Source organism: Shewanella sp. MF05956 (genome assembly GCF_059758055.1).
On the sequence record NZ_JCAYNV010000001.1, the window covers coordinates 217,954 to 242,258 of the forward strand.

A 24,305-nucleotide genomic window follows, 5' to 3' on the forward strand; every position below is an offset into this window, starting at 1 on the left:
TCATGACTCCTTAACCGTACAAATAGCTTGTCTCGTCTTGCCATTTTTAGTTTTCTGTATCGTATCGACAACGTTTATAAAAACTTCCATTGTCTGACCAAGTCTAGCCTTGGTATTGTCGATCAATATCTGTTTCTGCTGAACATCAAATAAAGCAATGTCGACCACAACTTGAACTTCAATGGTATTGGCTTTATTTTGGATAAACTGTGTTGCAATTAACCCATTCACACCTTTAGGAATATGATTCAAAATGTGGATTCTTTGTCCGTCTTCACCCAATAAATAGTCACCAACACGACCTTCAATACTGTCAATTATTGGAAAGATACGGCCGCAAGGACATTGCTGTTCTTCTGATACATAAACATGATCACCGGTGCGGTAACGAATAAGAGGGTAAAGCTCATTATTAAAGTTTGTGCCAACTATTTCAGCTCGTGCTTTACCACCATCTGTTTCACCTGTAGGTAATAGCTCGACATGGGCGTAATCCGTTAGAATATGATATCGCCCTTGCTCACAACTGCCGATAGCGGCCACTCGTTCAAATAAACCATACCAATCAAAAACGGTACATTTGAATCTTTTTTCTACCAACAACTTATCATCTTGGCTAAGCGATTCAGATGATGTCACAATGGATTTAAGTTCACCGGGGTAGTAGCTATCGTTGATGTCTAAAAACTTCGCTAGAGTCACAATTGATGAAGGATATGCTTGAATTACCTGCACACCATAATCAACCATGGCGTTTATATACCCCTCTAAATGACTGGGTGACATATGAAAAGAGGAAAGCATAATCATATTTTCAAACCATGAATAACGCCAAAATGGTCCTTTTTTCTGTGCAAAAGGTACTATCATATCACCACGAATCCAAGCTCGCTTATCGCCAGGTTTTAATCCTGCCCATTCAAGATGACGAGCAACAAAAGCTTGCTCACGAATTACTGATTCCATACTTTGTTTAATCACTAATGGTGTCCCTGTCGTGCCACTTGTTGCTCCTGTAATAACAACACCACCATAATTATCAGATAAAAAATCATCGCGCCTTGTCTTAACAACAAATTTATTGATTATTGGGAAATTATTTAAATTAACCTCTAACTGTTGTAAGCTCTCTTTGTAAAAAGGAACACTTTTTTTAGCTTGCTCTAATACACGAGCTAACTTAGCAGCGGTAAATGACTCTATTGCCAACGAATCAAATTCGTTTTGCTTGATTTCGACTAATAGGGCTGATTGGCTCTTTCCTTCCCGTAAAAGTTTTCTAACCAATGCGCGGCAAGATAATAATAAATTCTGGATAATGACTGGAGCTTCTAGATATATCCAATTAGTAAACATTTCAGCCCTTATTTTTAATCATGTATGGCGCGATATCATCGAGATAGCTTTCATTTTTAAATATGTCATATTCTAAATCGTGAATATTGCCAATTATTGATGCTGGTATCCCACCAACAATAGACCCACTAGGGACGCTTTTAGTAACTACTGAGTTAGGAGCAACTATTACTTTATTTCCAATTTCTACAGGGCCAACTATCACGCAACCGGGCCCTAAAAAAACATCATCACCGATTTTTGGTACTCTTTTATAGGGTCCTTTTCCAACAATTTTACACCCAATGCCTATTCGACAACGCTTACCTAACTTAGCATTATCGATAATGACAACACCGACTCCTTTCACAACAAGAAATGAACCTTGCCCAATATCAGCAGTTGCGGGCACTTTCGAGTTGTATATTAAAAAAATAAACAACTGGATAAGTTTAGGTAAAAAAGGAATATGTTTTAAATGAAACCATCTTGCAATTCTATAAAAAAATATTGCATTAGGCATAGCTACCTCTTTAAAAGAAAATATATAAATACATGCTAAACCTCATATTTCCCTTTTAATCTAAAGCAAAGATATAAAGCAGAGAACATAAGGAGTAAAGCTGGTGTCTTTGTCGATAATGAATTATTAGAAACTGAAACAATCAAAAAAACAGGAACCGCAAAAAAAGCCAAACCTTGCACCCTAATTACAAGGCTAAATAGAATTAACATTAACATAAAAAATAAAGGAACTGCTCCAAATAAACCAAACTTATATATCCAAGCTATTATAAAATTTTCGATCACTGATATACCCAAATAAACTTCAATGGCATTTTGCAAGTTTTCAGACGCTCCAAAAAACCACTCACTAAACGTAAGTTGATCCAACAAATAAAAAACATCAAATCTTGCTGATGCACTTCCATCGATATGTAATTTGCTCAAAATCCTTTCAGTAATATCACTTTCTGCAAGTGTATATATAAGCACAATTATGGATAAATATAAAATAAATACCATGGTAGCAAAGCGCTGTTTGCTTACTGCGGCTCCAAACGAAATAAAACGAAATAAATATGGCACCATAGCTAATGCAAAAAATAAGAGCAATGTCCCTGTAGCTGCTCGTCCACCGAATGCAAACAACGCCAAAATGGTAATAGAAAAATAGACTACAGCTGGAACACTTGTTCGGTTAAACACAAGTAATACCAAGCCTGCTGTAACCAATGCATTGTTAAGAGGGTGGGTTAAAAATGCTGATGACCGAAAATACGAAAATGCAGAAAAATCAGAAAAATCAGTAGAAATAATACGGGAACCCAGAGTAAACTCAAAAAAAGCTACAATAGAATTAATTAACAGCATAATAGCCAAAAAAGAAAGTAACCGTTTACACTGCTCGTCACTTAAACGCGCTAAAAGTAAAAAAAATAATACTGGAGTGAGAAAAGTATCAATGATATAAGCCATGCCTGATGTGCCATATCGCATTAAACCGTAGAGAATAACAAAAACTATTAACCCAACTGAAATTAACCAGGGCATTAAAAAACTTCTCAACAGGTAAAATTGCTTATGTATTCCTTCCCTTAAAAAAAACACAACTACAGCAGTAAAAATAATATAAGAATATAAATGTATTTTTAGTATAGGATTCCCGCCAGTAGAGACATACTGAATCCCCATCCCTTCCAACATGTACCCACCGAGAAAAAATGCAAAAAATATGACGCTTGCACATACAAAGTAAATACTATGCATTCATACCTCTTAGTCTATTAAGTAATTTATTTTTTAAACCCAGTAGATTTAGAAAAAAACACGCTAAGGTATAGGTTACGGTGGCAGAAATTAATATAATTATTAATTGCCAAAAATCTTGTAACTCGAGGTTTAAATTTTGTTTGAGTAATATTAGAGCAATAACCATTAACATCGTTGCTATTATTACTTTAATAAAATCAAAACTGAACCTATATTGGTGTCCAGCTCTCCTTGCAAAACAAAATGACAAAATTAATGCAGTTACATTGCTAATAACGGAAGCATATGCAGCCCCATAAACACCAAAAATAGGTAGTAGTAAAAATAATAATAAAATATTTAGTGCTGTCGTACAAACAAGGAGATATGGGAGAACTTTTGTTTTTGAAGCAAACTGTAAGCCATGATCGACATAATGCCCTCGAAGATTAAATACAAAAGCGGATACTGCTAGAACCCAGAATAGTTGAGATCCATAAACTAAAAACTCCTCACCCAAAAATAATCGAACTAAGGGCTCAGTAATAAAACATAATCCCAGCAAAGCAGGCAACGATATGGACAACATCATGACTTGATAACGCTCATGAGCCAGATACAATTTAGTTTTGTTGTCCGCCTGACTAGCTAAATCAGGGTAAAGAGGTAATGCAACTACCATAAACACTAACGATAACAATCCAAGTAAGGTATTTGATAATGCAGAATAAACACCTGTTTCAGTCAAGCCGATTTGAGATGCAACAAAAAAACGATCTATTCTTGCGCCCGCCACACCAATTAACCCCGAAAGCATTAATGGCAAACCATAACTAAGTAAATGTCTTACTACAGGCTGTGTTAATGTCAAGGATGTGAACGATGGACGAAACCAAACGATAGGGATGGCCAATAAATAACTTAGCGCCATAGCGCTAACTGCGGCATGCACAGATGCACAATATGCTAATGCCAACCATGTGAGTGCAATAGCAAGCAGCGATTGCGCAGTGGTAGCACGGCGATAATTTTTTGGCTGTTCGTTCAAACGAGCCATTTCTTGAAAAAAAATAAATAACGACTTTAGCGCCAACATACTGAGTAAAGCAACGATCATAAAAACCGTTATTTGATCAAAAAAGACAAGAACAATCAGAGCAAAGACTAATCCAACAGGTAAAAATAATCCTATAAGCCCTGAGAAAACAATTTTAGAATAGATTTTTTTATCTTCAGCTACTGCACTAGGGTAGTAACGAATCAAAGCTGTGTTTAGCCATTGAGAATATATTGCTCTAGTTATCTCGACTAGCACTAAATAAACAGACAACATACCGTATTCTTCAATGCCTAAATATCGAGTCTGTAATGCAATTAATGAAAAGACACTGAGTGCAGAAGCCAACTGTACAGGAGCATATTGCAACAATCGCTTAATCATTACTTAGCACCTTTCGATATAAAACTGAGAATTTTTCAATTATTGAACCTGTAGAAAAGTTCTCATTTATAAGGTTGGAATCAACGACTGGGCTTGAAGCTAAGTAATCGTATATTTTATCTACAGAGGAATTTAAATCTAAAGGATCAATAAAACAAACACCCGCACTTGAAAATAAACTTTCTCGCTCTGCAAGAATGCCTACAGTACTAGCAATAAGAGGAAGTCCATTAGCAAGCATCTCTAATGGCGCTAAACCAAAAGTTTCTTCTGCAGATAAAAATAGTCCAACATCAGCGGATTGATATATCTCTGTTATTTCATCTAAATTTTTCTGACCCAAAAATATAACAAATTTTTCTAAGCACTGTAGTTTCATACTCAATTGCAATTCTTGCCAATAAATCTCATCAGTGTTTTTCCCAATAATTGTAAGATGAGCATCGATGCCTCTTTTTCTCAATTCCGCAATAATATCTAGCTGTTTATGAACTCTCTTTTTTCGGCTGATAAGTGAACATGTGACAAAATGGTATACTGGTTTTTGTACTCTAAACGCGATATTTGAAATATCAGGAAGATTTTTATACCTATACTGATTAAAAAAGGTGGGATTAATCGGGTTACCAATTTCAGTGATACTTTTCCTTACATCATTAGCTAACGCTTTATGAATAAGGTTGCCCACACAAGTATAATGATCAATAAAAAAGTCGCTAAACCAGGGGAAAAATTTTGCGTAAAGAAGCTCATTACCCCAACCTCTTTTTTTCCTACCTATTGTTTTATAGTTATGTAAACTGGCAATTCGCTTCACATTTGGTGGACTGAATATTAACCAAGGTGCCATGTGCGAATGGACAATATCCGGTCTAAATTGATTTATTTCCTCTCGGACTCTTAATACACTGGAGACGAAACTAGGTAATATTAATCCAGCTCTTTTCTCATTTATCGGGAAATGGACAAACTCAACATTAGAAGCTAATTGTCGCCTATCTTTAGAACCAGCAGTCGAACTTGGATCGAAAGCTAGAATGCGATAGTGAAAATTTGCACCATTCGTATCAATAAGATACTTAACTAACATTTGACATACAGAGTCAACACCACCAGCAATTTTTTCTCCCCATTCCGTTGTAGAAAGAGGAACAATCAAGAGTACTTTATTCACAAAACACAACCTACACGGGATTATTGATATAGCTACTAGGATTTTTAGATGAGAAGTGGCGAGCTGGATTACCCACCGCTGTAGAATTAGAAGGAACGTTGTGTATAACAACGCTTCCAGCACCAATAGTACTATTATCCCCGATAGTAACGGCTTCCACTAAACAACAATTAGGACCAATATAAACGTTATCGCCAATCACTGCTGCTTTCCCATGATTTGAACCAATCGTGGTAAATTGACTTAAATTACAATTTAGCCCAATTACAGCAGTACTATTTATCATTAAGGATGAAGCATGTCCTAAATATAGACCGGGGCCAATTTGAGTTTTCACTGGTATCTGTATTTGGTATTTTATCGAAAGATGCTGGTGCATTAACTTGGCCAACAACCTAATAATGAAATTATGCGAATTGGCCAAGCGTAACCAAAACGTGTATTTAAATGAGCGATTATTATTAAATAAATTTTTACAAATAAGCAGAAGGCTTACTTTACCGGTATGTCTATACAAGTCGGCTTTAATCAAATCGAATGGCTTCACTTCGGATACACCTTACAGTTAAACAAAGTTACGTTAAATAATACCGCGGGTATCTATTACAACTTTGGAAGCAAACTGGGTTTTATCAGCCGCTTTAAATTGTTTGTGATCAACTAACACAACGATTACATTGGCTTTTTCTAGTGCTGTTTCTAATGTCACTAGTTCTACATTCTTTTGCACTAGTTTATTGGGTAGCTCTTTTATATTTGGCTCTACGGCCAATATGTCTGCAATGCCTAAACCAGCCAGGTGCTCAACAATTTGTAATGCTGGGCTTTCACGTAAATCATCAATATCAGCTTTAAACGCTAAGCCAAAACAGGCAATAACTGGTTTTTTAAATTGGTCGGCGGCTTGAATAATTTGGTCGATAACATAAAACGGTTTGGCGTCGTTAGTTAAACGCGCTTGACGGATAATATTGGCTTCGTCTGGGCAACTGTCGACAATAAACCATGGGTCAACCGCGATACAATGACCGCCAACACCAGGGCCTGGGCTTAAGATGTTTACTCGTGGATGACGGTTAGCTAACTTTATTAGCTCCCACACGTTGATTTTTAACTTGTCGCAAATCACCGATAATTCATTGGCAAAGGCAATATTGACATCTCGGAATGAGTTTTCTGTTAATTTTGCCATTTCCGCAGTCCGGGCGTTAGTGATAATGCACTCGCCACGGACAAACGTTTCATACAACTCAACGGCTCTTAAACTACAGGCTTTACTCATGCCGCCAATGACGCGGTCATTAGACACTAGCTCTTGCAATACATAACCGGGTAATACGCGCTCAGGGCAATGTGCCACTTTAATATCAGCGCTGTCGCCTAAATCTTGCGGAAAGGTTAAATCAGGGCGGGCTTCTTTTAACCAAGCAGATAACTTTTCAGTTGCACCAACCGGTGAAGTTGATTCAAGAATAACTAAGTTGCCCTTTTCTAACACTGGCGCTATCGCTTTGGCTGCGGCTTCTATGTATTTAAGGTCTGGTGCATTGCCTTCTTTAAAGGGTGTTGGTACGGCAATCATAAAAGCTTCTGCTGCTTCTGGAATTGTAGTAGCACGCAAATTACCGGTAGTAACCACACCACGAACAACTATGTCTAGGTCCGGTTCTACAATATGGATACGCCCTTCATTGATTGTATCTACAGCTTGTTGATTAACATCTACACCTACGACTTCTAACCCACGCGATGCTAGAACAGCTGCTGTGGGCAAGCCGATATAACCTAAACCAATAACAGACACTTTTTTGAACGACATGATACTTCCTTAAAAACAAAATATTTAATCTTTGACTATGCAATTATTTAACATAGACATTGTTTATTCTTTAACTGAAAAATGGTGTTTAATTTTTTCAATAATTCGTTGGCAAGCCTGGCCGTCACCATAAGGGTTATGTGCTTTGCTCATTGCTGTATATTCTGCGTCATTCACTAATAGGCTCTCTACAGCATCAATAATGACTTGTTTATCAGTACCCACTAATTTAACTGTGCCAGCATTTACGGCTTCTGGTCGCTCAGTGGTATCGCGCATCACAAGCACTGGTTTACCCAATGACGGTGCCTCTTCTTGTATTCCACCTGAGTCAGTTAACAATATGTGAGCTTGATTCATAAAATACACAAAAGGTAAATAATCCAATGGCTCAATGAGGTGCACATTTTGTATGTTTTCGAGGATACGATTTACCGGCTCGCGCACATTAGGATTTAAATGCACAGGATAAATAATTTGGCACTCGGGGTGGTTAGTCGCTATTGTGACTAAAGCTTCGCAAATTCGCTCAAACCCACCACCAAAACTCTCACGGCGATGTCCTGTAACTAAAATCATTTTTTTGGTTTTATCGATAACGGGATACTTTGCCGCTAGCGTTTGATTTAAGTCTTTATCTGTGTCGAGTTTATTTTTAACAATAAGCAAAGCATCAATAACGGTATTACCCGTTGTAGATATTTGATTTGGGTTAATACCTTCATTAAGCAAATTGTCTAGCGATGCTTGTGTAGGAGCAAAGTGAAGCGTTGCAATGGCACCCGTTAACTTACGATTGCCTTCTTCTGGCCATGGCGAATAGATATTGCCGGTTCTTAAGCCTGCTTCTACGTGACCTACAGGTATTTGCTGATAATATGCTGCAAGACTGGTTGATAAGGTTGTTGCTGTATCGCCATGTACTAGCACGATGTCGGGCTTAAACTCTTCTAGAACAGGCTTTAAACCAAGTAAGATATTGGTGGTAACATCATAAAGTGATTGTCCTGGTTTCATGATGTTTAAATCGTAATCTGGTGTAATCTCAAATAAGTTAAGTACTTGATCTAGCATTTCACGATGTTGCGCAGTGACACATACTTTGGCTTCAATACCGTCGGCAACTTCTAACGCTTTAACGAGTGGTGCCATTTTGATGGCTTCTGGTCTTGTACCAAATACCGATAATACCTTGATCATGTTAAATCCTTATTAACGTTAATCATTACTTATTTTTAATTAGAGCGTTGAGTGAGAACGGTGTACGGAACGCTTCGCTTACAGATTCAGGTGCTAGGTGCTAGGAACTCGCAAGCTCGCCTGAGAACGGACTTCGTCCTTCTAGTGGCTAGATAACGGTGTACGGAACGCTTCGCTTACTGATTCAGGTTCTAGGTTCTAGGTTCTAGGTTCTAGGTTCTAGGTAAAAGCATAAAGGTCATAAAGATAAAGCAACACCTGGATCCCCGATTAAAGCATTCGAGGATGACGTGCGGGTGGAGCCAAGCTTTTAGAGCAATACTTAGCCCCTACTTCGTCTTTCCGGCAATGCTTCTGAGCCGGAATCCAGCTTCTAAGGTGTAAATCTGAGTAACACCTGGATCCCTGATAGAAGCACTCAGGGATGACGTGCGGGAGGTGCAACTTCTAGGTTCTAGGTTCTAGGTTCTAGGTTCTAGGTTCTAGGTTCTAGCATGGAGAGCTTATTAGATGACGGGAAAGGTGCTTTTACCTAAAAAAAGGCACGCTACCGCCACTAGATTGCAGCCTCTAGATTGCTGTGAAACCTGTTAAATTGTTATTTTAAAAGCGAGTTTTATATATCTTATTTTTTATATGCTTAACACTTTTAAAATTGTATTTGTAAACTATTGAGCAAATTTTTAGAGGTTTGACGTTTCCGAGCGAAATAGTAGAAAGGATCCCTTTTGAGCTAAGCTCGTGGCGGTTAGATGGCTATTTGACTGCTTGTCGTTGACTGCTTTGTCGTTAGACTCCTAGTTGCTAGCAAGGGTCATTCGATTGCTCGTCGTTCGACGGTTGGTCATTTGCCTTATGAGTCTGTTGACTCACTAACTAACTCACTAATTTGCTAATTTGCTAACTCGCTTTACGTCACTGAGTGAGTGTTTATACACACCCTAAATGATGTAAATAGGATACAGCAGGAAACAACATCGATATGAGATCGCATCGGTAACTAATGAGGTTAAATCAGATGATTTTTTGCCTCAACAACAGTTCTCGGTGGCGTCATGCCTTGTATGAATGTTCCTTTTCTACTATCTGTTTTTACGTCTGTCCTCTTAATTGCTGGCAATTATAATGTATACGGTAAGTTAATGACAGTTTTTTGACGATCTTTTATAAAGTGCTATTTTTACGTCTTTTTGTGCAATTTTTAGTCCTTACTAAGCAAAAATAAACCTTAAGTTTACGCTTGCTAACATTGGTTACTACCGATAGCCTTTGTCAGCCTAGATTTTTTTCTGAAGAATACAATTGGCTTTTTATTTTCGTTATTTATGCTTGATTCAAATGCATCATAAAGAAGCATTATTGGTAAATAGCACCAAACTGGTGCGTAACATATTTCGCTCGTTCCAGTCTGTTTTAATCAAGCCTTGGATCTGCCATCAAGTTTAAACACCAAACAACCTTTTGTTAAATAACAAAAAATTTAATTCAATCAATCCACAATCAAATTAATTCAAATTTACAGACAAAAAATTCAGTTCTACCTCCCCCCTTTTGAAGACGATAATTTCTACAACCACCTTTTCAACTAACAATTTACATGCCAATAAAATGACAGTGTCCGCGATCGCTTTTATGTTGTAATGCGATTGATGTTTTATCGGGTAAGCATTAGTGATAGCACTTTTGATTTACTGGTATGTGTAAAGTGGGTGTTATCAACAATTACCTCGCCATAATATTTCGTTTAAGCATTAACTAGATTATGATAGACATTGATTTGACGTTATTTTTTGTAAAATAATTACCATTTTATTCTTTTGTGTCATTTATAACGGAATTTACCTATTAGACTCTTGTTGTTTTGTGTAGATAAGTATCGTCATTGGCTTGTGTTGTCAGTGGTGTGTTCGGCTGTGTGTATTGCCAACATAACCGATAATCTATTTACTCAAGATTTTTTTAGCCAGGTAGAGCAACGCTATGGCGCTAAACGATTAGATGATTTTGTTGATTGGCAAGAAACGATTAACAAAGGGATAAACTCGAGTGATGAAGATAGGCTTTTTTTAGCTAATCAGTTTGCTAATCGCAGAATACGCTTTACAAGTGATAGTGAGCATTGGGGTAAAGGTGATTATTGGGCAACACCTATAGAGTCTTTAGGGACTAAAGGTGGCGATTGTGAAGACTTTGCGATATTTAAGTATTTTACCTTAAAGGCCATGGGCGTTGATGAAAGTAAAATGCGCCTGATGTATGTGCGAGCATTGTTAATAAATGAACCGCATATGGTACTGATTTATTTTGACAATCCTAAAGCGATGCCGCTCGTACTCGATAATTTAAAAACCAGGATATTACCGGCAAACCAACGCCGTGACTTAAAGCCTGTTTATTCGTTTAATGGCGAGGGTTTATGGTTAGCTAAGGCACAAGGTCTTGGCAGTACTAAGCCCACCAGCAGTGGCACTAAAAGTTGGACAGATTTAGTAAATAGAATTGAAAACGGTGAATAACCGACTATGAGACATGGAGCAAATGATGGTGGCGAGGACAATGTTTACTAAGGGAATATCATTAAGGTTGCAGTTATATCTGCTAATAAGCTGCTTATCTATTTTTAGCTTTGGGGCTGCGCTGTATAACAACGTGGCTAATATGCGGACTTACTTAAATGAGCAACTGGCCTCACATGCGCAAGGTGCTGCTCACAGTTTAGGTTTATCTATTTCACCTTATATGGATGAAGAAGGTCTGGTGATTGCCGAGACCATGACCAATGCTATTTTCGATTCGGGCTATTACCAACATATTACGTTTACCGATTTGGATGGCAAACTGATATTTGAGCGCACGAACCCGCAAGGAAACTTTGCGGTACCACAATGGTTTATCGATTGGTTTACCTTGCACCCACCGGTTATGACCAGTGAAGTTAGCGATGGCTGGCGTATAGCGGGACAACTTGAGGTGCAGTCTCACGCGGGTACCTCTTACAAAAGTTTGTGGGACCATGCGGTCAGTAGTTTAATGACGACATTATTGCAATTGGTTATTGCCCTTATTTGTGCTTATTTGATTTTGAAAGCGGTGTTAAATCCACTGCGCAGTATTGAAAAACAAGCTGAGTCGGTGATCCAAAAACGCTTTAGCATTAATTCAATAAACCCTTTCACTTCTGAACTGCGCACGGTGGTGAATGCGATTAACCGTATGGTTGAGAATATTCAGCGATCGTTTAATGAACAAACTCAGCTAGCAGAAGCGTTATCAAAAGAAGTGTATATCGACCCTCATACAGGGCTGCCTAATCGCCGTGCTTTATTAAAGCGCTTTGAGTCTATTCAAGCTGAGTACGACCAGCATGGTAATCGATTTTATTTAGGCCTGGTGTCGATGGCATCTTTAAAACATGTTAACGATAATGAAGGCTATGGCAGTGGTGATGATTATATTTTGTCTGGTGCGCAGTTATTCAGTAAGCAAATAAGCGCGTTACAAGATGCGACTTTTTACCGTATTTCTGGTTCTGAGTTTGCCTTTTTGAGCTTGTTGACCGAAGAAGCGGCCAAAGAGATTGATCAACAGATTGCCGCTAACATTATGATTGAGAGTTCGAGTCGGTTTAATCATGGTTTTGCTAAGCATTCGCTTACGCGTGTTAATCATGAAGAAGATTTTGCCGAAGTGGTGAAACGATTGGACCATCAGCTTGTGCACAATCAATATGCCGAAAATGATACAGGCCTAGTCACGGCTCAGATGATGAAAAAAAACCATTCTCGCGAAGAATGGGTCGGTATTTTAACTCAGTTTACTGAATACTTTAAAAATGAGATTAGCCACTGTAATAGCAAAGACTTTGCCATTAAGTGCATTCCATTGGACAAGATATTCGATTTAATGCTTCAGCCTGTGGTTGATAATAATCAGTCAATTTTATACGTCGAATCGTTTGTTCGTTTTAAAGTTGAAGGCGAAGTGTTATCGACCTTAGATGTTTTTGCGATGGCTGAACGACTTGGTGTTTTACAAGAGTTAGAACAGGCTGTTGTGTGCTTCATTTTTTATAAGTTACAACACATCGAACATACTCGTGTGGCTATCAATATTAGTAACCGTGCGTTACATAATCCGGTATTTACTGAATGGTTGTTCGATCTTTATCAAAAAATGCACAAAACGCTTCCACCACTTTTGTATGAATTTAACGAGTCTGCGGCGATGCTTTCTTTGGAATCGACCGAGCGATTTATCCGTCAGGCTAAGCAATTAGATATTGATATTGCGATTGAACGTTTTGGCTCAAGTTTGACTTCGTTTTGTTACATTAGAAACTTAAACATTGATTACATTAAGATTGATGCTAGTTACGTCCGTGATATAGCTGAGTCTGATACACGCTTTTTTGTACAAACTATCACTCAAATTTGTCATGGGATTGGTATTAAAATCATCGCTCCACAGGTTGAGTCGGCTATGATAGGTGAACATTTTTCACTCATGAACATCGACGGTTTGCAAGGGAATGGATTGTATGCCGTACGGAATTTCAGTACAATCATTCCTGCTAATGCAACGAACACATGGACAAGTGCATTGGAGTTGAATAACTTTAGCCACTCACTGAATCACGAGGCAACATAATGCGTAAGAATAAATTAACCCTGTTATTAGTTTCTGCATTAATGACCACAGGCATGTCTGCTGGTGTGATTGCAGCTGAAGAAACCTTAACCGCAAGCACTCAGAATGCACCGGTATCTGATGTATCGGCCCAATTAGCCAATGCATTTATTGCCGCTAATGGTGATGAAGCTTTAATTATTGAAGCGATTCAAGCTGCGTATGCTGCGGGTTTAAGCCCTGATGAAATTTTAGCGATTGCGATTGCAAACGGTATAGACCCTGCCATTGTTGCTGCTAACCTTGAAGAGTTACAAACCGCAGCTGGCGGCGCATTTGGTGCAGCTCCTGCTCCAGGCGGCCCAGGTTTTGGCGGCGGTTCAGGCGGTGGCGCTGGAACTATTTCGAGCAACTAATCTAAAAGCTAGTTTTCATTAATTAGTTTAGCTAAACAAAAGCCCATTAATTTGGGCTTTTTTGTGGGTTAAAAAAAAGAATAGAGACTAGGAACTCGCAAGCTCGCCTGGGAGCGGACTACGTCCTTCTAGTGACTAGATAACGGTATACAGAACGCTTCGCTTACGGAATACATGGGCTAGGTTCTAGATCCTAGGTAAAGCTTTTGCCCCATTCGTACGTCATCTTTTGCCGTCATCCCTGAGATCTTTTATCAGAGATCCAGGTGTTGATCCATTCGCACGTCATCTTTATGCCGTCATCCCTGAGTGCTCGTATCAGGGATCCAGGTGTTTCTTTAAAATCAGGTTCTAGATTCTAGATTCTAGGTACTAGGTTCTAGATTCTAGGTACTAGGTTCTAGATTCTAGGTACTAGGTTCTAGGTAAAGCTATCGCCCCACTCGCCCGTCATCTTTTGCCGTCATCCCTGAGTGCTCGTATCAGGGATCCAGGTGTTTCTTTAAAATCAGGTACTAGGTACTAGGTTCTAGATACTAGGTACTAGGTAAAGCTGTCGCCCTACCCGCTCGTCATCTTCTCGCCCGTCATCCCTGAGTGCTCGTATCAGGGATCCAGGTGTTTCTTTAAAATCAGGTTCTAGATTCTAGGTACTAGGTTCTAGGTAAAGCTGTCGCCCCACTCGCACGTCATCTTTTGCTGTCATCCCTGAGTGCTCGTATCAGGGATCCAGGTGTTTCTTTAAAATCAGGTACTAGGTTCTAGGTAAAGCTGTTGCCCTACCCGCACGTCATCCCTGAGTGCTTTTATCAGGGATCCAGGTGTTTCTTTAAAATCAGGTACTAGGTTCTAGGTAAAGCTGCCGCCCCACCCGCACGTCATCCCTGAGTGCTCGTATCAGGGATCCAGGTGTTGCTGTTGACCTTGCTTGGGCACTAAAAAGAAATACAACACCTGGATTCCGGCTTAAAAGCGTTGCCGGAAAGACTTGGTAGTGAGCGTTGTCGTAATCTTCTTGCCGTCATCCCTGAGTGCTTGTATCAGGGATCCAGGTGTTGCTGTTGACCTTGCTTGGGCATTAAAAGCAAAAAGCTAACACCTGGATTCCGGCTCAAAAACATTGCCGGAAAGACGTGGTAGTGAGCGTTGTCGTAATCTTCTTGCTGTCATCCCTGAGTGCTTGTATCAGGGATCCAGGTGTTTCTTTTGACCTTGCTTGGGCATTAAAAGCAAAAAGCCAACACCTGGATTCCGACTCAACAGCATTGCCGGAACGACGTGGTAGTGGACGTTGTTTGAATACGAATGAGTAAACAATGAAATAGTGGCGTGCAAGTGTTGCCCTACCCGCCCGTCATCTTCTCGCACGTCATCTTTTGCCGTCATCCCTGAGTGCTCGTATCAGGGATCCAGGTGTTTCTGTTGACCTTGCTTGAGTATTAAAAATGCAAAAAGCCAACACCTGGATTCCGGCTCAACAGCATTGCCGGAACGACGTAGTAGTGGGCGGTATTTGAATACGAATAGCAAAAGACGGAGTAGTGGGCGGTGTTTGGATACGGATGGGTAAATGATTTAGTTTCGCCCCATCCGCACGTCATCCCTGAGTGCTTGTATCAGGGATCCAGGTGTTTCTTTTGACCTTGATTAAATATCTAAATTTCAAGGTCTTCCCAACGAGGATTAAACTTTTCTATTAATTGAATTTTCCATTCACGCTTCCAGTTTTTAAGCTGTTTCTCTCTGGTGATGGCATTATAGATGTCATCAAATACTTCATAGTAAACTAACATTTTAATTGAATGTTCTTTGGTAAAGCCATCAGACAAGCCATTTTTATGCTCCCAATTTCGTCTGATTAAATCAGATGTCACTCCAGTATAGAGTGTGCCATTGGGCCGATTAGCCATGATGTAAATATATGATTGCTTATCCATAAACACTTAGCTCAATTAACGTAATCTCAAAATATAGCAGTTAAATGCGAGCTTCGTTGTTCCTTAACAAAATTAAGAACTCTGCTACTGAATGCAAGATCTAAAGCCAACACCTGGATTCCGGCTTAACAGCATTGCCGGAACGACGGAATAGTGGGCGTTGTTTGAATATGAATGAGCAAACAACGAAGTAGTTACATGCAAGTGCAGCCCTACCCACCAGTCATCTTTATGCCGTCATCCTCAAATGCTTTAATTGGGGATCCAGGTGTTTCTGTTGATCTTGCTTGGGCATTAAAAGCAAAAAGCCAACACCTGGATTCCGGCTTAAAATCATTGCCGGAACGACGTGGTGGTGGGCGGTATTTGAATAAGAGTGAGCAAACAACGAAGTAGTTACATGCAAGTGCAGCCCTACCCGCTCGTCATCCCTGAGTGCTCGTATCAGGGATCCAGGTGTTTCTGTTGACCTTGCTTGGGCATTAAAAGCGTAAAAGCTAACACCTGGATTCCGGCTCAACAGCATTGCCGGAACGACGTTGTAGTTGGCGTTGTTTGAATACGAGTGAGCAAACAACGAAGTAGTGGCATGCAAGTGTTGCCCTACCCGCCCGTCATCCCTGAGTGCTTGTATCAGGGATCCAGGTGTTGCTGTTGACGTACCGCTTATATAATTTAGCTACAGCAATGCTTGTTCTATGTCTGCTATTAGGTCTTGAACATTCTCTAAGCCAACTGAGATACGCAGTAGGTTGTCGGTGATGCCTGCGGCGAGTCGGGCTTCTGGGGTGTAGGGTGAGTGGGTCATGGATGCGGGGTGTTGGATGAGCGATTCTGCGTCGCCTAGGCTTACGGCTATAGTGAATAGCTTTACACGATTGACGAAGTTGATGGCGTCTTGCTTGTTGCCTGTTAATTCAAATGCGATAACGCCGCCGGCGCGTTTCATTTGGTTACCGACAAAGCGGTGGCCCTGGTGGTGTGTTAAGCCTGGGTAAAACACCTGACTGAATTTAGGGTGTTTATCTAAATACTCAGCTAATACTTCGGCGTTGTCACAGTGACGGGTTAAGCGTACGTCTAGGGTTTTTAACCCGCGTAAGATTAACCATGCATCGTGAGGTGATATGACGCCGCCAAAGTCTTTTAATATTTCGTATTTTAATCTGTGCATGTGTTCTGCATTGCCGCACACAATCCCGGCTATCACATCACCATGGCCGTTTAAGTATTTGGTGGCGCTGTGGATCACCATGTCGATACCTAATGAAAGCGGTTGTTGCAATAGTGGTGTCATAAAGGTGTTGTCGACGATTGACACAAGGTTATGCGCTTTAGCGACATTCGCCATCGCGGTAAGGTCAAACACTTGCAGATGCGGATTAACCGGGGTTTCGCAGAACAAGACTTTGGTGTTTGGCTTAATAGCGGCCTCAACTGCGTTCATGTCGGTAAAGTCGACTAATGTACTCGTAATGCCTAAGCGCGTTAGCTGAGTGGTCATGAGCGCGAAGGTACAACCATAAACGGCTTTAGATGCTACGAGATGATCGCCTGCATGTAAATGCGTCAATAATGCGCTTGATACTGCTGCCATGCCCGATGCGGTTGCAGCGGCGTCTTCTGCGCCTTCTAGTAGCGCCATTTTACGTTCAAGTTCTGCGGTGGTTGGGTTACCGAGGCGAGTATAAATATAACCAGGTTCTTCGCCTGCAAAACGGGCTCCGCCTTGCTCGGCGCTGTCAAAAACAAAGGTCGCGGTTTGGTATAAAGGGGTGGTGAGCGAGCCAAAAGCTTCGCGTTGATGTCCGCCATGAATGGCTAATGTGGCTAAGTTCCATTTACCTTGATTGTTATTTTGCATTGCTTCTCCCTGCGCCACCTTGTTATGAGTTGTTACCCTCTTTGGGGTTATTGTGGTGGTGGTCGGAATTTAAGATACAGCGGAATAAAATATAACCAAGTGATTGTTGAAAAATAACCCAGTGGACGATGTAAAAACAATTTTACAAACAGCTGTTTACATCGTTTAAATCACCTATTTGAGTGCTATAAATGTACGTAGAGATGTGTGACAGCAGGCGATTAGTTCAGCAAAGATTGCTTGAGCTTTTGCATGCCTTGGTCAATGTTAACAAGAGGCTGGTAACCTAAGTCTTGTTTGGCTGCGCTGATGTCAAAGTAGTGGCTGGTAGACAGTTGTCTTGCGACAAAACGCGTCATGATAGGTTCTTGTGATTTATTGAGTAAACCATATGCGGTTTCGAGCACCACACCTGCGACAAAAGCAACACTTGCTGGAACACGTTTGGTTACTGGCGGTAAATCAACACACGCGAGAATACGATTAAGCATATCTGCCATGGTAATAGGTTGATCATTACTGAGAAAATACGCTTTACCTGCGCACTTAGCATTAGTGACTAAATCTAACGCGGCTAAAACATGAGCATAAGCAGCATTGTCGACATAAATGGTATCGACCAGTTTATCTTCATGACCCACGAGCTTTAACCTTCCTGCCCGTGCACGCTCAATCACTCTAGGCACAAGATGAGGATCGTTTGGTCCCCAAATCAAGTGTGGTCGTAAGGCGGTAGTGTAAAGTTGAGCGGAATTAGCCTCAAGCACATGTTGCTCTGCGATGGCTTTAGATTCACCGTAATTATTGAGGTATGAGTCTGCGTAAGGTGCTGATTCGTTAATGCCATTTTCATCACGCCCGGCAAACGTCACGCTTGGGGTGCTGGTATAGACTAAACGTTGAATATTAAGCGTTTTACAGGCATTGATAATGTTGTTTGCACCATCTACATTGGGCGAGTAATAGCTTTGTTTACTGCCCCAAACCCCCGCTTTTGATGCCACATGAAACACCATGTCGCAACCTTGCATGGCTTGTTTAACGTTTTTGTAGTCACTGATATCGCCGCGGTGCATATCGACGCCCAGTTCTACCAGTTTTGGGTAATCACCACGGGCAAAACCCACTACCTGAATACCAGCAGCAATTAAACGCTGGCAAATCGCCCATCCTAAAAAACCACCCGCACCGGTGACAAATACCTTGTCGACCGACAATGCTAATTGCTTAAGTGCGGTTTGCTCTAGAGGATGTAAATCTGTCAGATTCATGCTGATGACCTTATTTAATACTTTAAGACAACTTTGAGACGACTTTAAGACAACGTTAAGACGAGGCTTATTCTTTCCACTGCTTTTGTGCCCAAACCGCCAGTTTTTCTCTAAAGATTTTTGCGTTATGACGCACGTCGACCGGGAATTGAGGATGAATTAAAAAGCGCCCTATTCCGTCGGTGTGTGGATATTGTTCTGCGATAGCTAATAGCTCTTGATACAGTGCTTTAGACGTTGAGCAGACGATGTCTTTTTGTAACTCAATGCACAATACCGGTACGATATTATCACCTAACTTAACGCCAACAATAGCCGAACGTTTTACTTGTGGATGGGTGTTAAATACGCGCTCACAGGGTAATGTATAAAAGCGCTTTATTCTTTGCTGGCCACGCGTAGCATCGACAATATGGCCTTTACGACCACACATCCATAATAAGCCATTATCGTCTATATACCCCACGTCACCCATGCGGTGCTTAACGTGTTCTGCGTCGTTAATTTTAGCTAACTCAGTGGCCTGTGGACGTTGATAATAAGCCTGGCTGACCATTGGCCCGCTGACTACAATTTCGCCAATTTCGTTAGCGGCAAGTTTTTTAACATCGACCCAATTAGGCTGGGCATTATCGGTGATGGCAATAATATCAACGCTAACTGTCGAGATCGGTTTTCCAACACAAATGCCCTTACCTTGATCGGTCAGTTCGCTGGTTGCAAACAATGCATGGCTGCCAATCATGCTGATGGGTAACGATTCTGTCGCGCCGTAAGAATTCAGCACTTCAACCTGTGGGTTGAGCATGTGGCTAAAGCGTTTAATAGAACTAATGGTTGCCGGTGCGCCTGCTGATATCACTCGCTTAACGCTGTTTAGTTTATGCTGAGTTTGCTCGCCTGCTTGACCTAAACGCTCTAACAAGGCTGGGTTAACAAACATGTTACTGCATTGATATTGCTCTATAGCGGCAAACAAATTAGCAGGGTTGGCGGTTATCGGTTTACTGGCATCCATGTCTGGCACAATCGATGCCATGCCAAGTGCTGGGCCAAACAATGAAAACAGCGGAAACGTTGCTAAGTCGCGCTCACCTGGGCTAATGCCGTAATCATGTTTTAGGGCACTGATTTGTGCTTCAAACATGGCGTGGCTGTACACCACACCTTTAGGCGTACCTGTGCTGCCACTGGTAAACAAAATGGCCGCCATATCATCTGGTTTTAACAAGGCCATTTCAAAGGGGTAAGCCTCATTTCGGCCTATTTCGGTGATGGTTTCAAGGCTTGTAGCGTTAGCTAACCAGCGCTGTAACCCTGATCCGCCGACATTAATCACCTGTTTTACACTATCTTTGCCCCACCCCAGTACACGTCTGGCGATATGGGCTTTAGGAATACCGATAAAGGCGTCTGGTTGCGACTCTTCAAAACACTGTTTAAGGTTTTTAATCCCCATGCCTGGGTCGACTAAAATGGGGATGATACCAGCTTTGAATAAGGCAAACGTTAACGAGAAAAATTCAATGCTTGGGGTGACCATTAACACCGTTTTCATGCCACGCTTGATCCCGTATTGAATAAGCCCTTTGGCAATCATGTCTGATTGTTGGTGTAGGGTCGCAAAGTCGATTTCTTGATAATTGAACTGGCCTTGCTTAGCGTGTTGCACAGCAACAGCAAGCTCGGCAGGCATGGTTTGCGCAGCCGTTTTAAGGTGCTGACAGATATTGGCATTAGCAAGTGCAGAGGTTTGGGTCATGTGGCTTCAATTTGGCTAATGTGAATAACGCATATGCTGGCTAACCGCTAAAAGGACGCCAATATATAAATAATGTTAGACGATGAAATAGCTAAAAGGCTCAAATGAGCCTTTTAGGATGTAATTAGTTTTTTTCGATGAAGTCTTTAATTAAGCCAATTACTTCGTCGCTGGCATCTTCAAGAATGTAATGACCGCAGTCAGCAAACTCGTGCACCGTTGCATGAGGCATTCGCTGTCGCCATTCTTCTAAAAAATACTTGTCGAATACAAAATCTTGTAAACCAAAACAAATCAAGGTTGGCACGTTCGCAAATTCGCTTAAACTGTCGCCAATACTGCTGACTAGGTCGTAGTTTCTGTCGCCCGGTTTGAGTGGAATATCTTGTACAAAGCGTAAAGTCGAAATACGGTTTTTCCACGAGTTAAACGGTGCTACGTAAGCTTCGCGCACTTCTTTACTCATGGGTTTACGTTTAACACCTACATAGGATGCCGCTGACGAAAATGCATTACAACCGCGCACTAACAAAGTGCCTAGTAAGGTTTCGCGGCAAATCCACAATGCCCAGGGAAACGGCTTAGATTTTGGCAGATGAAACGCGGCAGTGTTTAAACACACAATACGTTTAATGCGTTCAGGATGACGAGCCGCAAAGCCCATACCAATCATTCCGCCCCAGTCGTGTACCACGAGGGTGATGTTTTGTTTTACGTCTAAGCTGTCAAGTAACGCTTCTAAATCGTCAATACGGTTTTTTAAGGTGTAATCGTATTGTGGATCATCGGGCTTGTCTGATAAGCCGCAACCAATATGGTCTGGCACAATACACTGGTGTTGATCGCTCAACGCGCTCACTAGGTTACGGTAGTAGTAACTCCAACTCGGGTTACCGTGCACCATAACCACTGGCTCGCCCTGGCCTTCGTTGATGTAATGGAGTTTATTGCCGTTACGGTCTAAATAATGACTTTTAAAGGGCAGTAAGTTGTCTAGCATGATGCATCCTGTTAACTATTTTTATAATGATATGCAAAAATTCAGTGCAGCCTAAGGCTTACCACTTAATTCCTAACATCATGCAGTTTAAACCACTGCCTATGCCTAAAAAGCTGACCTGATCGCCAACACGTAAAAAACCTTCGTCGTGTGCGATGGCGGCGGTAACAGGTAAAGACACTGTGCCCATGTTGCCAAGCTTTTGGTAGGTTGGATATTCTTTCTCGTGCGGAATGTTTAATGCATTGAGCACTTGTCTGCGGTTTGATGCACCCACTTGATGACAAATCACTTTATCGACTTGTTCAACAACCCAGTCGCGTTGCTCTAAAAAGTGTTCCCACGTGTGTTTAGCAAGCTCAACGCCTTCTTTAAGCAAGGTAACCGCATCGGTACGCATAAACTCGCGATACAATAAGTGCCCTGCTTCTTGCAGGCCCCATTGACACAATTGGTGATGTTCTGGTGCAGACAAATGGCTGGCACCCAGTAATTGATGTTGACGTGTGGTTGTGAGTGGCAAGCTACCGTCTGTTAAAATAACAGCCACTGCGCCTGAACCGCCCGTTAGCGTTGCCAGCGACTGGGCAAAGTTCTGCATTGTCGGCTCAGCTAGCATGTGGTCAATTGTGGCATCGACGATGTCTCGTGCCGATTCGCACGACACCACCATACCCGCTTTAATTTGCCCAAGCTCGATACGGTTAGCAATGTCTAAAATACCCGACAACACCCCTAAACAGGCATTACTGATGTCGTAAATTGCAGTATCTTTTGACACGCCAAGCTCAGCAGCTATGCGGCACGCGGTAGCGGGTTCGTGTTGGTCACGGCACACTCCGGTATAAACCACTGCGCCTAGGTCACTGACATTAATGCCCGTTTCGTTGACGGCTTTACGTGCAGCGGCAATTGCCCCGTCTGATAAACGATGGCCTTTTGGCCACCAACGGCGCTCAGTAATACCCGTTAATGCGGCAAGTTGCCCCATTGGAATACGAAACTTTTGATATAGCGGTGCTAAGCGAGATTCTAAATCGCTACTCGACACTATTTGTGGTGCTAGCTCATAAGCCAGACTATTGATAAAGACGCGTGAATATTTCATTAAACCGTATAATTCGCTTCGCTCTAGCAAGCCCAAAGCCACTAGAATAATTGTTATTCATTATTAACCCGCCATTTGAACAAGAATGGCATCATTATTCAATCAAAAACCGCAGTTAAGTCGGCATCTTTGGCGTTTTTTTTACGGCTTTGTGAAGGCTGTTGATTAACTAGCGCCTTGATTATTACAGACTTACGTTAAATAAAATAGCTTAAACAAAGGCTTAGTTGTAAATGTACATGTTATTCAACTTAAGCTGTTGTTTTAATTGCCTGGATAAAGGCATTTCGCGGTGTAACACTGTTTGCACAAAATTCACTCAGCGAAACATCATATCCATGCTGTTGCAAAAAACACACACGGTCGAGCAATAACCAAGCTTCTAATGCTCGACGAAATAAATGCGCGACTAAGTCTATGCGTTTTGTGAGTCGTTGTCGCGCTATTCCGCGTTGTAAAAATGTATCGAAGTCGATGTCGTTAGGAAGCACTAACTTTTTGTGATTTGCAGCCCACAGACAAAAATCGGCAAAACTGTCGCTGAGTTGGCTTTGTTTGACTGTTGGCACTGGTAGATAAGCATCAATCCCTCGCACCTGACGTTGCAGACTGTCAAAGCCTAAACGCCACGACACTTCTTGCAAGCGCAATGCCTGTTGCTTGGGACTGGCAATAACGCTTTGCTGTAATGGCAGTTGTAAGTCATGCCTTGAAAGCTTAACTTTACTGGCTTTAGCTTGAGTGGATAATGGTTGGTAGTGTGAGTCTTGGATTAAATGGTAACAACAAGGTGAAATCGAAATCGCTTGAGTGTCGGCCTTAGTCGCAAGGTTTAATAAACGCACATGCAAATCACCACAAGCATGCAATGCAATTACATGTTGCTGCGGATAAAATATCGTTTCATTGGGGTTAAGCGGCGCAAACGCATCGGCACAGATAAACCGCTGCGATAACTGCCATTGCTTGGCAAATGCCTGACCTTGCTGGCATAAGTTAGCTTGCCATTCGAGACTGGTAACTTCCACTTGCTGCTGCTTTGCGACTAAACGGCCTAAATGCCCTTTGCCAGCGCACCATTCTAATATCGGTAAGCGCGTTAATGTCGTTTGATATTGCGGGTCGATTTGCTCGGAAAATGCCGTGATTTGTTGCCACTTTCGACCTTTAATATGCGCGCTGAAATGGGCTAAATCAGTGTGTTGTTCAGCCGTTGAACCTGCTTGTTTACTTACAGCGCTAATGCTGCTTGTAGGCAAAGTGAAGACTAACAAGCTTAACTGTTCGATGATCTCTGCTACATTTTGGTGTTGGCTTTGTTTGAGGTCTCTTATCAAGCTTGGGAGCAGTGTGTCGATTAATAATTGCTGATCAGCATCAATTACATCAATTTCAGCATCGTCTAATTGCCACACTTTTTGCGCTAGATGAGGAAATGACGCCTGCCAAGGTAAGTGGTCACACTCAAATGCCACCAGCTGCCACAAGGGCCTTAAGCGTTCAAGCAATGAATCGAGTGCTGTAAACGTATGTTGATATTCGATTGAAGACATATTGATGCTGACAGTTAACCTTGGCTGATTGAAATGATAGGATGCGG

General features: G+C 41.4%; 19 protein-coding genes. 4 read left to right on the plus strand and 15 right to left on the minus strand.

Going from position 1 to position 24,305, the window contains the following annotated elements; genetic code table 11:
• The 8 genes from AC19MX_RS00875 to wecB form a co-directional block, all read right to left on the minus strand.
• A complete protein-coding gene (locus AC19MX_RS00875; protein WP_498296249.1) occupies positions 1-1,356 on the minus strand; it encodes a phenylacetate--CoA ligase family protein in 1,356 nt (451 codons plus the stop codon).
• Between the two features lies 1 nt (position 1,357).
• Positions 1,358-1,858, minus strand: a complete 501-nt coding sequence (locus AC19MX_RS00880) for a serine O-acetyltransferase (RefSeq protein WP_498296251.1) — start codon at positions 1,856-1,858, stop codon at positions 1,358-1,360.
• Between the two features lie 35 nt (positions 1,859-1,893).
• A complete protein-coding gene (locus AC19MX_RS00885; protein ID WP_498296253.1) occupies positions 1,894-3,105 on the minus strand; it encodes a VpsF family polysaccharide biosynthesis protein in 1,212 nt (403 codons plus the stop codon).
• Positions 3,098-4,528: an oligosaccharide flippase family protein gene (locus AC19MX_RS00890; RefSeq protein ID WP_498296255.1), complete on the minus strand. Its 1,431-nt coding sequence runs from the start codon at positions 4,526-4,528 to the stop codon at positions 3,098-3,100. Before AC19MX_RS00890 ends, AC19MX_RS00885 begins: the two co-directional genes overlap by 8 nt.
• Positions 4,521-5,702: a VpsD family glycosyltransferase gene (locus AC19MX_RS00895; RefSeq protein ID WP_498296257.1), complete on the minus strand. Its 1,182-nt coding sequence runs from the start codon at positions 5,700-5,702 to the stop codon at positions 4,521-4,523. The genes AC19MX_RS00890 and AC19MX_RS00895 overlap by 8 nt, the downstream gene beginning before the upstream one ends.
• Positions 5,703-5,712: 10 nt before the next feature.
• Positions 5,713-6,249 carry a serine O-acetyltransferase gene (locus tag AC19MX_RS00900; protein ID WP_498296259.1) on the minus strand — a complete coding sequence of 179 codons (537 nt, stop codon included), beginning with the start codon at positions 6,247-6,249 and terminating at the stop codon, positions 5,713-5,715.
• 33 nt (positions 6,250-6,282) lie between these two features.
• On the minus strand, positions 6,283-7,521 hold the full coding sequence (wecC, locus tag AC19MX_RS00905; protein WP_498296261.1) for a UDP-N-acetyl-D-mannosamine dehydrogenase: 1,239 nt from the start codon (positions 7,519-7,521) through the stop codon (positions 6,283-6,285).
• Between the two features lie 63 nt (positions 7,522-7,584).
• Entirely contained in the window at positions 7,585-8,718 is a 1,134-nt protein-coding gene (gene wecB / locus AC19MX_RS00910; protein WP_498296423.1) for a non-hydrolyzing UDP-N-acetylglucosamine 2-epimerase, read from the minus strand.
• A gap of 1,859 nt (positions 8,719-10,577) precedes the next feature.
• On the opposite strand from wecB, the gene AC19MX_RS00915 reads away from it, so the two are divergent.
• From AC19MX_RS00915 to AC19MX_RS00925, 3 genes are read left to right on the plus strand one after another with little or no spacing between them, the layout of a single operon-like run.
• On the plus strand, positions 10,578-11,237 hold the full coding sequence (locus AC19MX_RS00915) for a transglutaminase-like cysteine peptidase (RefSeq protein WP_498296263.1): 660 nt from the start codon (positions 10,578-10,580) through the stop codon (positions 11,235-11,237).
• Positions 11,238-11,277: 40 nt separating this feature from the next.
• The gene (locus tag AC19MX_RS00920; protein WP_498296265.1) at positions 11,278-13,368 is read left to right on the plus strand and encodes a bifunctional diguanylate cyclase/phosphodiesterase; all 2,091 of its coding nucleotides are present in this window, start codon (positions 11,278-11,280) and stop codon (positions 13,366-13,368) included.
• The gene (locus AC19MX_RS00925; RefSeq protein ID WP_498296267.1) at positions 13,368-13,763 is read left to right on the plus strand and encodes a hypothetical protein; all 396 of its coding nucleotides are present in this window, start codon (positions 13,368-13,370) and stop codon (positions 13,761-13,763) included. The genes AC19MX_RS00920 and AC19MX_RS00925 overlap by 1 nt, the downstream gene beginning before the upstream one ends.
• Before the next feature lie 1,655 nt (positions 13,764-15,418).
• Here the strand turns inward: AC19MX_RS00925 and AC19MX_RS00930 are convergent.
• Positions 15,419-15,700 (minus strand): GIY-YIG nuclease family protein, encoded by a 282-nt coding sequence (locus AC19MX_RS00930; protein ID WP_124731388.1) that lies wholly within the window; start codon positions 15,698-15,700, stop codon positions 15,419-15,421.
• A gap of 174 nt (positions 15,701-15,874) precedes the next feature.
• Here AC19MX_RS00930 and AC19MX_RS00935 point away from each other — a divergent pair, with 174 nt between their 5' ends.
• Positions 15,875-16,096, plus strand: a complete 222-nt coding sequence (locus AC19MX_RS00935) for a hypothetical protein (protein ID WP_498296269.1) — start codon at positions 15,875-15,877, stop codon at positions 16,094-16,096.
• Between the two features lie 283 nt (positions 16,097-16,379).
• Here AC19MX_RS00935 and megL read toward each other — a convergent pair whose 3' ends face one another.
• From megL to AC19MX_RS00965, 6 genes are all read right to left on the minus strand, one after another.
• Positions 16,380-17,564, minus strand: a complete 1,185-nt coding sequence (megL, locus tag AC19MX_RS00940) for a methionine gamma-lyase (RefSeq protein ID WP_498296271.1) — start codon at positions 17,562-17,564, stop codon at positions 16,380-16,382.
• Between the two features lie 221 nt (positions 17,565-17,785).
• On the minus strand, positions 17,786-18,835 hold the full coding sequence (gene oleD, locus AC19MX_RS00945) for a 2-alkyl-3-oxoalkanoate reductase (protein ID WP_498296273.1): 1,050 nt from the start codon (positions 18,833-18,835) through the stop codon (positions 17,786-17,788).
• 67 nt (positions 18,836-18,902) lie between these two features.
• Entirely contained in the window at positions 18,903-20,597 is a 1,695-nt protein-coding gene (gene oleC, locus AC19MX_RS00950) for an olefin beta-lactone synthetase (protein ID WP_498296275.1), read from the minus strand.
• Between the two features lie 124 nt (positions 20,598-20,721).
• Entirely contained in the window at positions 20,722-21,597 is an 876-nt protein-coding gene (locus tag AC19MX_RS00955; RefSeq protein ID WP_498296277.1) for an alpha/beta fold hydrolase, read from the minus strand.
• Positions 21,598-21,655: 58 nt separating this feature from the next.
• On the minus strand, positions 21,656-22,705 hold the full coding sequence (locus AC19MX_RS00960; protein ID WP_432401314.1) for a 3-oxoacyl-ACP synthase III: 1,050 nt from the start codon (positions 22,703-22,705) through the stop codon (positions 21,656-21,658).
• 251 nt (positions 22,706-22,956) lie between these two features.
• Positions 22,957-24,258, minus strand: coding sequence for a methyltransferase (locus tag AC19MX_RS00965; protein WP_498296279.1), 1,302 nt, complete (start codon positions 24,256-24,258; stop codon positions 22,957-22,959).
• Positions 24,259-24,305 lie beyond the last annotated feature (47 nt).